Source organism: uncultured Paraglaciecola sp., from assembly GCF_913020055.1.
GTDB lineage: Bacteria > Pseudomonadota > Gammaproteobacteria > Enterobacterales > Alteromonadaceae > Paraglaciecola.
The window spans coordinates 1-13152 of sequence record NZ_CAJWCF010000042.1 but is presented as its reverse complement, the minus strand read 5'-3'; the positions used below and the strand labels follow the sequence as shown (position 1 = coordinate 13152).

9 protein-coding genes are annotated in these 13152 nt (G+C 40.2%); 5 read left to right on the top strand and 4 right to left on the bottom strand.

What is annotated here, in order from left to right:
* Nucleotides 1-6: 6 nt before the first annotated feature.
* Complete coding sequence (locus QZ488_RS10710; protein WP_293748440.1) at nt 7-1626, top strand: methyl-accepting chemotaxis protein; 1620 nt, start codon at nt 7-9, stop codon at nt 1624-1626.
* A gap of 24 nt (nt 1627-1650) precedes the next feature.
* On the opposite strand, the gene QZ488_RS10705 is transcribed toward QZ488_RS10710, so the two are convergent.
* The gene (locus QZ488_RS10705) at nt 1651-2049 is read right to left on the bottom strand and encodes a thioesterase family protein (RefSeq protein WP_293748438.1); all 399 of its coding nucleotides are present in this window, start codon (nt 2047-2049) and stop codon (nt 1651-1653) included.
* Between the two features lie 12 nt (nt 2050-2061).
* A complete protein-coding gene (gene uvrA, locus QZ488_RS10700; RefSeq protein WP_293748437.1) occupies nt 2062-4890 on the bottom strand; it encodes an excinuclease ABC subunit UvrA in 2829 nt (942 codons plus the stop codon).
* A gap of 188 nt (nt 4891-5078) precedes the next feature.
* On the opposite strand from uvrA, the gene QZ488_RS10695 reads away from it, so the two are divergent.
* The 3 genes from QZ488_RS10695 to QZ488_RS10685 all read left to right on the top strand — a co-directional run bounded on the left by QZ488_RS10695 (nt 5079) and on the right by QZ488_RS10685 (nt 9076).
* A complete protein-coding gene (locus QZ488_RS10695) occupies nt 5079-6416 on the top strand; it encodes an MFS transporter (RefSeq protein WP_293748436.1) in 1338 nt (445 codons plus the stop codon).
* 12 nt (nt 6417-6428) lie between these two features.
* The gene (gene ssb, locus QZ488_RS10690; protein ID WP_293748434.1) at nt 6429-7025 is read left to right on the top strand and encodes a single-stranded DNA-binding protein; all 597 of its coding nucleotides are present in this window, start codon (nt 6429-6431) and stop codon (nt 7023-7025) included.
* A 257-nt stretch (nt 7026-7282) separates the two neighbouring features.
* Entirely contained in the window at nt 7283-9076 is a 1794-nt protein-coding gene (locus tag QZ488_RS10685) for an EAL domain-containing protein (protein WP_293748432.1), read from the top strand.
* Nucleotides 9077-9121: 45 nt separating this feature from the next.
* On the opposite strand, the gene QZ488_RS10680 is transcribed toward QZ488_RS10685, so the two are convergent.
* Nucleotides 9122-11149, bottom strand: coding sequence for a TonB-dependent receptor (locus QZ488_RS10680; RefSeq protein ID WP_293748430.1), 2028 nt, complete (start codon nt 11147-11149; stop codon nt 9122-9124).
* Nucleotides 11150-11287: 138 nt separating this feature from the next.
* Nucleotides 11288-12031 (bottom strand): AraC family transcriptional regulator, encoded by a 744-nt coding sequence (locus QZ488_RS10675; RefSeq protein WP_293748428.1) that lies wholly within the window; start codon nt 12029-12031, stop codon nt 11288-11290.
* Between the two features lie 167 nt (nt 12032-12198).
* On the opposite strand from QZ488_RS10675, the gene QZ488_RS10670 reads away from it, so the two are divergent.
* Nucleotides 12199-13065, top strand: coding sequence for a sugar phosphate isomerase/epimerase (locus QZ488_RS10670; protein ID WP_293748426.1), 867 nt, complete (start codon nt 12199-12201; stop codon nt 13063-13065).
* Nucleotides 13066-13152: the final 87 nt, after the last annotated feature.

Below are 13152 nucleotides of genomic sequence, written 5' to 3'. Positions count from 1 at the left end.
GATTTGATGAGTTTTTTGACAAAAATGTCTATTGCGCAAAAGTTGTTTCTTATTCCAATAATAGGAACAGTTGGGTTTTTGATATATTTAGGTATTACCACTTCCACCGCTTTGAAAAATGTCGATTTGTTAGAAAACGTCATAGAAGTACAATATCCCGCGTTAGATGTAACCAAAAATGCATTGGTCAAAATGGAAAAGGTCAAGGAGACGCTAAGTAGCGCAGTCACTACAGGCGATGAAGAATCCTTAGAGAATGCTCAAAATCACGCCAAAGAAACGCAAACATTATTGCAAAATATTAAGTCTATAAATCCCAATTTAAGTGGTGAAATTAATAGCATCTTAAAATCCTTTAACGATTACTACGACTTAGCATTTGACGTGTCTAAATCGATGATCGACGGTACCGCAGACTATTCAAAACTAGGTGAATTATCAGCCACCATGAACAAAAACTATGACAACGCCTTTGAAAACTTAACAACCTTTAAAGAAGTGCGTACTAAGGCTTTCCAAACAGATATACAAGAAGCCAGTGATAGCGGCCAATCTACAGTAGTCATAGGTGGGATAATGGCTTTGTTAACTATTGTCTTATTATTTGCCACCGCCGTTCCTATTGTTAATGGCATCAAAGTTAGCATTGTCCAGGTGGTTAACTCTCTAAAAGATATTGCTCAAGAAGACGGGGATTTAACCGTAAGAATTACGTCGAATAATCAAGACGAAATTGGCGATTTGGTACACTGGTTTAATCAGTTTATGGAGAAGTTACAAGGCGTTGTTAAGGACATTGTTAATTCTTCCATACCGTTGTCGCAATTAGCACAAAACTTAAATCAACTAACTGATGACACGAATAAAACGATTGATGTTCAGCAACGTTCAGCTGATCAAGCAAAAACAGCAGTAGACGAGATGAGCAACAGCGTTATTGCCGTTGCTGAGAGTGCCGCTGAAGCAGCAAATGCTGCAGGTGATGCCTCAAGTGCTGCAGATGATGGGCAGACAGTCGTCAACGATACAGTGCATCGCATTCAGGAGCTGGCTGCCAATGTTGAAGACACGGCTGAAGTGATTAGGAAACTTGAGGCTGATTCAAATCAAGTCGGTGTGGTACTTGATGTCATAAAAGGCATTGCAGAACAAACTAATCTACTTGCGCTTAACGCAGCAATTGAAGCAGCAAGAGCCGGCGAACAAGGCCGGGGGTTTGCTGTAGTGGCCGATGAAGTGCGCACCTTAGCCTCAAGAACACAACAATCCACAGAGCAAATTCAGAAAACCATTGAACAACTACAAAATGCTGCTCGTTCTGCAGTAAGTGTGATGGCTAAAGGCACTGAACAAGCAACAACCAGTGTTGAAACAGCCAATAAAGCTGGGGCTAGTTTATCAGTTATTACTGAAACAATTAGCCGTATTACTAGCATGAACGATCAAATTGCTCGCTCTACTGGTGAGCAACAAAATGTGGCCAGAACCATTAGTAACAATGTTGACGAAATCCATAGCCGTACCGAAGAAACTGCCTCTAGTTCGAAAAAGTTAGCATCGGTAGGTTCCGAGCTGGCCCGATTGGCTCAACATTTGGAAGGTATAGCGAAACAATTTAAAGTATAAGCTTATATTTTGGTATAAAAAACGTTATGACTCAGGGATACTGTGAGCTAAAAGGACCGTTTTTATTTTATCGTTTATCGCTACAGCTTGTTTAGTTTTAAAATCAAAATGAACTAACGTTGTGGTGCCTGTCGCACACTTCTTTTGCTTCTGCCATAACTCCTGATAAACATCAAAAGAACTAGTACCTATTCGACTAATATAGGTTTTAACCTGAACTTTTTGTCCATAATAAATCTGCTCTAAAAAATCCACTTTGTAACTGGCCAAAATAAGTGGCCAGTTTTGCAAATCCAACTCAGGATTAAATAATTTAAAAATTGGCTCTCGGCCACTTTCAAACCAACCTACTAACACTGTATTACTCACATGAGCTAAAGCATCGGTTTCGTAAAAACGTACATTAAACTCTTCACTAAACATGCGATTAAGCCCCTACTTATGCAATAGTGATCTAAGAAAACGTGCGGTATGCGATTCTTCTACATGACAAATATCTTCAGGCCTACCTTGAGCAACTATCTGCCCCCCTCCCGAGCCGCCTTCAGGGCCAAGATCAATTACCCAGTCTGCAGTTTTAATCACATCTAGGTTATGTTCAATCACTACTACTGTATTGCCATGGTCACGTAATCTATGTAGCACTTCCAATAACTGCTTGATGTCGTGAAAATGTAAACCTGTAGTGGGTTCATCCAATATATACAGGGTCTGGCCCGTATCACGCTTGGACAATTCTTTAGCTAATTTAACGCGTTGTGCTTCACCGCCTGATAACGTAGTAGCAGCTTGACCCAAACGTACATAGGACAAACCTACGTCCATCAATGTTTGTAACTTGCGAGCAATAGCTGGAATAACATCGAAGAAGGGACGAGCCTCTTCTACCGTCATATCTAATACTTGATGAATATTCAGTCCTTTATACTGAATTTCTAATGTTTCGCGATTATAGCGCTTACCTTTACACACATCACAAGGCACATACACATCCGGTAAAAAGTGCATTTCTACTTTAATTACACCATCGCCTTGGCATGCTTCACAACGTCCACCTTTCACATTAAAGCTAAACCTTCCTGGTTTATAACCACGAGATCTGGATTCTTGGGTACCAGCAAATAATTCACGCACCGGGGTAAAAATACCAGCATAAGTCGCAGGGTTTGAGCGTGGAGTACGGCCTATAGGGCTTTGGTCAATATCCACCACCTTGTCCATAAACTGCATACCAGTAATGGTTTTATAGGGTGCAGGCTCACCTGTGGTGGCTCCGTTTAATTCTCTGTGGGCAATACGATAGAAGGTATCGTTGATTAAGGTAGATTTACCTGATCCAGACACACCCGTTACGCAAGTCATTAACCCAAGTGGTGCTCTAAACGTAACATCTTGCAAGTTGTTACCAGTAGCACCAGTTAGCACTACCCACTTGTCTTGATCAATTTCCGTTCGCTTAGCTGGAATTTCTATTCTTTCTCTACCTGACAAGTATTTACCTGTTAGCGAACGCTCACTATTTTTTATATCTTCGATAGAACCTTGAGCAACAATTTCACCACCATGAACACCCGCACCTGGACCAATATCCAATACAAAATCAGCTGCACGGATAGCATCCTCGTCATGTTCAACCACGATTACTGTGTTACCTAAGTCACGCAAGTGAACAAGCGTCTCAAGTAATCTTGCGTTATCTCGCTGATGCAAACCAATAGAAGGTTCGTCGAGCACGTACATAACGCCCACTAAACCTGCACCTATTTGACTGGCTAATCTGATCCGCTGTGCTTCGCCTCCTGACAAGGTATCTGCGCTACGAGAAAGTGATAGGTAATTCAGACCTACATTGACTAAAAAGGTCAATCTATCATTGATTTCTTTAAATATTTTTTCTGCAATTTTTAAACGTTTGCCAGTTAGAGTCAGATTAGCGAAAAATTCCAATGCATCGGCAATCGACATATCAGTAATAATATTGAGTGGTGTTTCCCCAACAAATACGTTTCTGGCCTCCAATCTAAGACGACTCCCAGAACACGTTGAGCAATGCTGTTGGCTCAAATATTTGGAAAGCTCATCACGTACGGCGTTAGACTCCGTTTCTTTGTAGCGCCGTTCCATATTCGGAATAATCCCTTCAAAGGGATGTTTACGCTCCATAATGTCGCCACGGTCATTAATATACTTAAACTTTAACGATGTGCCTTTACTGCCATACAACACAATATCCCTGGCTTTTTCATCGAGCTCTGCGAATGGCACAGTTAAGTTAAATTTGTAGTGATCGGCGACGGCTTGCAACATTTGAAAATAATAGTAACTACGTTTATCCCAGCCTCGAATAGCACCACCAGACAAGCTAATTTCATCGTTAGCGATAATCCGGTGTGGGTCAAAAAATTGCCTAGTGCCCAGTCCATCACAACTTTGACAGGCTCCAGCAGGATTATTAAAAGAAAACAATCGAGGCTCTAACTCTGCCATGCTGTAACCACAATGTGGGCACGCAAAATTCGAAGAAAATACTAATTCTTGTTTTTCTGGCTCGTCCATATAAGCCACTTTTGCAGTGCCACCAGATAAATTTAACGCAGTTTCAAAAGACTCAGCCAGGCGTAGTTTTAAATCTTCACGCACTTTAAAACGGTCGACCACCACTTCAATAGTGTGCTTTTTATGTAAGTCGAGTTCTGGAGGATCAGATAAATCACACACATTGCCATCGATTCGAGCACGAATAAAACCTTGAGCGGCTAGATTTTCTAATGTTTTAAGATGTTCACCTTTGCGATCTTGAACCACTGGTCCTAACAACATTAATTTGGTGTCCGCTGGCATAGCCAACACTCTATCAACCATTTGACTGATGGTTTGAGCATCTAAGGGCACATGATGTTCAGGGCATCTAGGCTCACCAACACGTGCATATAGTAAACGTAAATAATCGTAAATCTCTGTAATGGTACCCACTGTAGAACGTGGATTGTGCGAAGTAGATTTTTGCTCGATGGAAATAGCGGGTGATAAACCTTCAATATGATCTACATCAGGCTTTTCCATCATAGATAAAAATTGTCTGGCATAGGCCGACAAAGACTCGACGTAACGTCTTTGTCCTTCAGCATACAAGGTATCGAAAGCCAAAGAAGATTTACCTGAACCAGACAAACCTGTGATCACAGTTAATTTGTCTCTGGGTATATCTAGATTGATGTTCTTGAGATTGTGGGTGCGGGCACCGCGTACTTCAATTCTATCCATTTTTGACTTTTATCGAATGCAAAAGAAGAAGTATTACACACTCTTGAAACCAGCTCTACGACAACACTGATTATCTTTTGATACATTGGGTAACGCCAATCAAAAATTGTTTGCCAAAAAGGAATCTATGCTAGACTTGTCGAACGTTTTTCAATGCAAACTTTCATTTTTCGATAACAGATTAAACCTTGAATTCTACCGAACTACGCAGTGCCTTCTCTTTAGCCTTTGTATACGTTTTACGCATGCTTGGATTATTTATGGTGATGCCTGTCATAGCCATAAGCGCCAAAACGTATCCTGATTATTCAGCTTTTCTGGTTGGCTTGGCGATAGGTGGCTACGGCCTGACTCAAGCATTGCTACAGATACCCATGGGGGTGTTATCAGATAAAATTGGTCGCAAGCCAGTTATTGCTGGCGGTTTAGTGATTTTTGCCATTGGCAGTATTGTTGCTGCCACAGCAGACACCTTGACTTGGGTAGTTATCGGCCGTTTCCTACAAGGAGCAGGCGCAATTGCTGGGGCGATCATGGCCTTAGCCGGTGATTTAAGTCGCGAGGATCAGCGGCCTAAAGTTATGGCCATTATAGGCATTTCCATTGGTTTTTCTTTTTACCTTGCGCTACTTTTAGGACCTATTATTGCCGGTAAATTTGGCCTAAGTGGTATTTTCCTGATGACTGGGGTTTTGGCTTGTTTGTGTATTCTATTAGTGCTGTTTGTTGTACCTAATGCAAAAAACATCGCACCTAAAGGCGACACATTGCCAATAGTTACGGATGTTAAAAAGCTGTTTTTACATCCTCAACTACTACGCCTAAACATCAGTGTTTTACTACTACATATGCTAATCACTCTACTTTTTGTGCAAATTCCGGTGTTTTTAGTCGATTTAAGTTGGCCACTCGCTACACATTGGCAAGCTTATTCAGTGGTACTGATCTCTTCAGTCGTGGGGCTTGTCGGCCTTATGGCTTTAGCAGCAAAGCGAAAACTAGGTGTTATGAAGTTCAGCGTTGCAGGCTTAGCAGTAGTCTTCTTGTTAATGACATTCGGGCAAAACTCGATTATTTATTTGCTAATATTAGTTAGCTTGTTTTTTACCTGCTTTAACTATCTTGAAGCCAATTTTCCCGCTATGGTTTCAAGTATTGCACCAGCCGGTAAAAAAGGCTCGGCCATGGGCGTTTACGCCAGCTTCCAATTTTTTGGTGCCTTTATAGGTGGTGTGTTATCTGGCAGTATCGGTCAGCTTTTAGGCATTCAATGGGTGTTTATTCTAGCCAGTATTTTATGTTGTGTTTGGCTTGGGTTGATTAGAGGTTTGAGCGGGACTGAGAAGCTAAAAAGGTATACACTTAAGACAAATGAACAAACAACAGATCTGACTTTACAGCAACTTTCAGCATTTAAAGGTGTAGTAGATGTAACCGTTGTTCCAAATGAACAAGTTATGTACATAAAGGCAGATCAACATTTCGATATTCAGCAAGCTCGAATCATGCTGAATTTAAAAGATTAATTAGGAGGAAACATGGCAAGTAAAGGTGTAAATAAAGTGATTTTGGTGGGTAACTTAGGCAAAGATCCTGAAGTAAGATATACCCCTAATGGTAAAGCGGTTGCCAATTTAACCTTAGCCACCTCAGAAAGCTGGAAAGACCAAAGCGGCCAGATGCAAGAAAAAACTGAATGGCATCGCGTATCTATGTTTGGAAAATTAGCTGAAATAGCTGGCGAATATTTGCGTAAAGGCAGCCAAGTTTATATTGAAGGTAAACTTCAAACTCGTAAATGGCAGAATAAAGAAGGCCAAGACCAGTACACAACTGAAATTGTTTTAGATCCATTCAATGGCGTTATGCAAATGCTAGGTAGTAAAGGTGGTAGTCAATCTGAAGGAGGCTTCCAAGGACAGCAACGTCCTGCCGCAGTTCCGCAACAACAACAACAACAACAACCGAACCAAGGCTACCAACAAGCACCTCAACAGGGGCAGCAATACCAAAAGCCACCTGCCCAAGGCAATCCTCAACAAGCTAATCAAGGTTTCAACCAAGCACCTGCGCAAGGTCAACCTGCACCTATGGCTGAACCTGACTTTGACTTTGATGACGATATTCCGTTCTAGATTGCGTAAACAGTTAGCAGTTAATTAATAAACGAAAAGCCCTGATTTGTCAGGGCTTTTTATTACCTTAAAATTAAACAGGTTCATCGGGTATAACAACGTCTAGAATAATAGATGGGCTGACTTAATTAATAATGTTAGCCATTTAAATGAAAATGGACGAATATACAGTGCTTCTTGTAAACAGCAATTGAATGATAGTTGCAAAGTTTCACAATATCGAGATGAAGGTTTTCTTAAGGATAAGGTAAAGGCAGATGCAAGAAAAAATCCTCGTAGTAGATGACGACCCTGCAATAATTCGTATTGTGGAGCTTGTATTGACAAGAATTGGTTATGAAATCGCTACTGCCAATTGTGGTGAAGAAGCTTATCAACTGGCTTCCAGTTTTCAACCTGATTTAATCATTTTAGATATCAATATGCCCGGAGGGTGGAGTGGCTTTGAGACTTGTAGAAAACTCAAAGCAACAGCCAACTTTTTTCACATTCCTATCGTCTTTTTAACTGGTAACGTGGAACAATTTGAAGAAGGTTTTGAACTGGGGGGGGCTGATTACGTATTAAAACCCTTTAATCAAAAAGAACTCATTGTGCGTACCCAGTTTCACCTAAAAATGCGCCAATTGGTTAAACAAGTACAGCAGGCAAACAATAATCTAGAAGACAAAGTACAAGCCCGAACCCGAGACCTGACTGATTCAAATAAAAAACTTAACCAGGTCATCAACGAAAGAAAGTTACTAGAGAATCGTTTCAAACACGAGGTGGGGACTGATTTTTTGACTCAACTACCAAGCGGTGTTTCATTTGAAAACGACTTGCAATACTTGCTAGACCAAAGAAACGATACTAAGCAGGAAGGTGCATTATTATTTTTAGATTTATTTAAATTTGAAATAATCAATCAGCGTTTTGGCTGGGATGCGGGAGATCACTTTCTTATTAATACCAGTAAGTTATTGCAATCACAGCTTGGTGATGCCGCAATCATAGGTAGACTTGGTGGAGACCAATTTGCAGTTTATTTAAAACAAGCCAGCACAGCATCTGCCAATTCAATCGCAAGAGGTCTTGTTGATTGCATTAGCGCTTTCCCGGTCATGTGGAAAGATCAGATTCTCAAAGCAGGGGTTTGTGTCGGTTTTTGTATTGTTGATAGTAGTGAATCAAGTGCCAGAAAAATAACATCTAAGGCAATACACGCATCGGTTATTGCGAAAGAAAAGGGTGTGGGTTCTATCGTCAATTATCAGGACCACGCGGTGCAAAAAGGCGCTGAAGAAGCGAATAAAGATTTAGCTAGCCGCATTGAATCAGCCTTAGAGTCGAAAGGTTTTTCACTTTTTTATCAACAGGTTAAATCTTTACAGCTTTCAGCTAAAAGCCCCCCCTCAATCGAAGTGTTGTTAAGGTTGAAAGGTGAACGGTCAGATAGATGGATTTTACCTAGTGAGTTTTTTGAGTTTTCTGGGCAGAACAAAATAAAGAGTAAAATTGACCTTTGGGTCATAAATGAAACATTAAATTGGCTGCAGGACAATCCTCAATTACAAGGCCAATTTAGCCATGTGTCGATCAATCTCACATCAGAAACGATCTCCAACCCAATGTTTTTGATCACATTAGAAAATTTATTAGAAGAGAAATCCATAACGCCAAATTTATTATGTTTTGAAATTTCAGAGCCTGATGCGTTGATTTCAATTGATAGAACTCGCGCTTTCTTATCTCGTCTCAAATCTTTAGGCTGTAGAACTTGTATTGATGATTTTGGGGGGCAAACTTCAATGTTGCAGTACCTAAAAGAATTGAACGTCGATTACTTGAAAATAGATGGGGCTTTTATTCGTCATTATGCTGACAGTCCATTCAATGCATTATTGTGCGAAATGCTAAAAAAGGTGGCCGATGTGTCAAACAGTACAATGATTGCAAAACATATTGAGAAAGAAAGCATCGCCAAGAGTTTAATTGAACTAGGTATCGAGTTCGCCCAAGGCAGCCTATTTCATGAACCTGAGCCACTTAAAAATTTAGAAAACATATAACCTGAACACAACAAAACCCGAGTTCAGGTAATTAGAAGCGAATCGTTAATAGCGGTATCGAACTGTTACATACAGCGCCCTAGGTTCGCCTACGAAATAACGGTAACTACCAAAACCAAAATCTGCTCTTTCCGCATAATCCTCATCAGTAAGGTTACTGATCCTCGCACTGATATCCAGTTTTTCATTTATTGCCCAGCCAGTGCGAATATTAAGTAAATTGTGACCACTGTATTCTGCGCTATTCTCTGGATTTAAATAATAATTACCTTGGTGTACCCATTCGAGCTCAATAAATTCAGCAGAATCTCCTCGCCACCCCAATTGCATACTTCCCATATGTTCTGGTGCTGTATCTATCTCATTACCTTGAATATTTGAGCGACTTAACGTTAAATTTGAATCGTATTGATGTTTGGCAAAAGTACCATTGGCAGATGCATAGAATGATTGCCACTGATAACTCACCGCCACCTCAACTCCCCGATGAGACGTTTCGCCATTACTGATATTTTGCCTGTTTGTATCTTGAAATATAAAGTTGTCTTTTTGCATAGAAAATAAAGTGACATCATAAAAAAACGCTTGTGACTGTCCTCTATATCCCAGCTCAAAGGAATGAACATTTTCTGCATCAAGTTCAGCTAGAATTTGACCCGCTTGAAGTCTAAATAACTCTGTCGCTTGGGGCGAACGATAACCTGTAGAATATTGAGCGTAGAATCGTTTGTTAGCGGTTAAAGCGTAATTGGCATTTAGTTGATACGACCAGTTGTCATAATCTACTACTTGATCTTCAGGTCGAGTAAATCGGCAGTTTTCGACACCTTGTGCACATGCGCTGCCTGTACTCAAACGATTATCATAGTCATATTTAGTGTGTTCATAACGTACACCAGCACTGAGTTCTAATTGTGCTGTCGCTGTCCACTGAAGTTTAGCAAAAGGTGCATACACACTTGCACTCACTTTATAATCGTAATGTACTCCAGAGGGTAAAGAAGGTGAAAAGTCATTCGCTTGGGTCTCTGTCAATTGCCCTTGAGTATAATCGGCGTCCACACCACTTAGCCAGGTCAAATCACCATAATCCTTTTGGAATTGTACTTGCAAACCAACACTCGCTTGGCTATTTTCCTCGATAGGTTGCCAAGGAAGAAAGTGCTGTAAAAACTGCATATCTGTCCACCTCACATAAGGTGTAATAGTTAGGCTCGTTGTGTCGTTTTCAACATAGTTAATCTGGCTATATGCACGTGCGGACTGACTATTTCGAAACGCCTCAGGATTAGGATTCTGCCTTTTTAGCTCAGCGTCTTTATAGACTTCAAACCCACTGATAAAACCTGCTGTTTCTTGATTTAAATTAGTGACCGCTACTACATTTTTAATTTGCCACTTCTTGTTTTGATATTGATGTATTAAGTTTACCTTTTGCTGCTCAAAACCACTGTCATCTAGATACCCACCATCTTTTGTAAGATTGCCATACAACAAAAAACCATGCTGTTCACTAGCCGTACTTAAACTAAACATGCCACGGGAATAATCATGAGGTCCCATGCTCAAAGACAGACTTGAGCGCTCTACGTCAAAAGGATTAGGGGTCAATATATTTATTACGCCATGCTCCGCATTAGAGCCATACATGGTACTTGCTGGACCGCGCAATACCTCAAGGGATGATGCTTGTTCTGTATTGGCATCAAACAATTGATTTACATTACAAAAACCCGGTGCACGTAATGAAACGCCATCTTGAGCAATGAAAAATGCACCACAACCACCGGCTCCAGTGAGCACCGGTGATCGAATTGCCGTTAGGTGCTCTTGGCCATTACCTCGACTGATCCAGCCACCCGGAATGCGCACTAACACTTGATTAATATGCTGCTGCTCAATCAGTCTTAAACTTTCGTCGTCAAGCCAGCTAATATTACTACTAACATCCATGACATTATTATTAGACCGAGTCGCAGTGACTGTGATTTTTTCTATGGCTTGTTCTTGAGTTTGACCAAAGGCCGATATGCACAATAATATTAAAGCCAAAAAACGAATGTTGTGGTTCAAAAATCCTCCAAAGACAATTGTTTAATACGGTAAAAAGTGTGAGGATAAATCATTGCGTATTCAAATACACAAAATAAATCAAATCGATCTTAAAGTTATCTACTAAATTCAAATCCCAGTAAAGATTATCGGCTTGTTTTATTGCATATTTTCTCGTAGTTGAGAAGGTAAAGTTCCAAACATCAAACGAAATTGACGGCTGAAATAACTGTGTTCAGAAAAGCCACATCGATATGCCACATCAGCAATCGGTAAACCCGTTTCGATTAACATTCTACGGGCATTTTCTAAACGCACTTCATTAATAAATTGTTTAGGCGTTTTAGACAGATACTTTTTAAAGCGCCTTTCAAGGGCACTGACTGATATAAATGCCAACTTTGCTAATTCTTCAATTTTCAAATCACGATGAAAATTTTCACGCACATATTCTACTGGTGCCTTGATAGCATCAATACTCGACAACACTTGAGATGCCTTAGATAACAATCGTGTAAAACCATAAGAACCGATGATGTTATTTTGGCTATCAAATAAAGGTCTTTTCGAAGTAGAAAACCAAGCAAACTCGCCAAACTTTAAGATATTCAATTCTAATCGATCGGTGATCACCGTCCCATTCATAACACTTTGATCATCCGTGATGAATTGTTTGGCGATATGCGGGGGGAAAAATGCTAAGTCAGTCTTACCTAATACTTGGTTAAGTGAATGCATTCCAATGTGCTCAACAAATTTTTTATTAGCATAGACCACCTGACTATCGGTATCTTTAATCCAAAAAATAACATCTGTTAACAAATCAAACATGCTAAGGATTTGCTCAATTCCTATCACGTCTTGCAGAAATGGAAAATGATGAAGGCTTTTATTTTCAGACATGATTTTACTGCTCAAAAATGGACGACGCCGAAATTATTGCATACAAGAGGGGATTTGTTCTACTCGAGTTCACCGTAAAACTGGCACTATTCATGTTAATTTATTGTTAGCAAATTAATCATTCGCCGAAAATCACAATCCGGCAGCACAAAAGGTAGGTATTAGGTATGGTTACATCGATTAAAAAAACATCAATGTTACGCTGGTTACGTATAGCGCTAATGATGCCTATTGCGCTAAGTGCAAGCTCTGTCTCCTTCGCCCATGAAATAGGTATCCAACTTTACAGCGTCAGAAACCAAATGGAGCAAGATTTACCCAGCGCCTTTAATCAAATCAATCAATGGGGGATAAAAATAGTTGAAGGTGGAGGAGCGTTATATGGGCATCCGGTTGAAGAGTATAGAAACCAATTATTAAAAAATGACCTACAAATTGTGAGTGTGGATGCCTCATTCGAAGAGCTCAGAGACAACCCTATCGCAGTTGTTTACAAAGCAAGGTACTTTGGCAGCCGTTTTGCGACTTTCTATTGGATCCCGCACGATGGTGCAAAAGGTTTTAGCCTAGAAGATGCTAAAGGGGCGATTGAGGTCATGAATAAAGCCGGCAAGCTGTTAAAGGAAAATGGCATCACCTTGCAATATCATGCACATGGATATGAATTTCTACCACATGGAAATGGTACTTTACTCGATTATATGCTTGAAAATGTCGAACACGCAGCATTTCAGATGGATGTATATTGGATGAAACAAGGTGGTATGGATCCCACTCAGTTATTACAGAAGTACCCGGGCCGGTTTTTGTCTCTACACCTAAAAGACCGAAAAATAGGCACGAAGAATTCTACCAATGGTGCAGCAGACGTTGAAACCAATGTTATTCTAGGTACCGGTGATGTGGGTATAGCCTCAGTGGTGGCTGAAGCCAAAAAACAAGGGATCCGTTATTTTTTTCTCGAAGATGAATCATCTAGAGTAATAACCCAAGTTCCTGAAAGTATTAAATATTTAAAAGCTTTAGATAAATAGGTCTACTAACTAACCTCAATCCTGTTTAAGCAATGGAACTAAATGCCTGTTCCAAGATCAGATCTTTCGACCAAAAAACATCTGATT

What these genes read in the sequence shown, in the direction of transcription:
- QZ488_RS10705 (WP_293748438.1), bottom strand. Translation starts at nt 2,049, where the DNA reads ATGTTTAGTGAAGAGTTTAATGTACGTTTTTACGAAACCGATGCTTTA.
- QZ488_RS10685 (WP_293748432.1), top strand. Translation starts at nt 7,283, where the DNA reads ATGCAAGAAAAAATCCTCGTAGTAGATGACGACCCTGCAATAATTCGT.
- QZ488_RS10670 (WP_293748426.1), top strand. Translation starts at nt 12,199, where the DNA reads ATGGTTACATCGATTAAAAAAACATCAATGTTACGCTGGTTACGTATA.
- uvrA (WP_293748437.1), bottom strand. Translation starts at nt 4,890, where the DNA reads ATGGATAGAATTGAAGTACGCGGTGCCCGCACCCACAATCTCAAGAAC.
- QZ488_RS10710 (WP_293748440.1), top strand. Translation starts at nt 7, where the DNA reads ATGAGTTTTTTGACAAAAATGTCTATTGCGCAAAAGTTGTTTCTTATT.
- ssb (WP_293748434.1), top strand. Translation starts at nt 6,429, where the DNA reads ATGGCAAGTAAAGGTGTAAATAAAGTGATTTTGGTGGGTAACTTAGGC.
- QZ488_RS10675 (WP_293748428.1), bottom strand. Translation starts at nt 12,031, where the DNA reads ATGTCTGAAAATAAAAGCCTTCATCATTTTCCATTTCTGCAAGACGTG.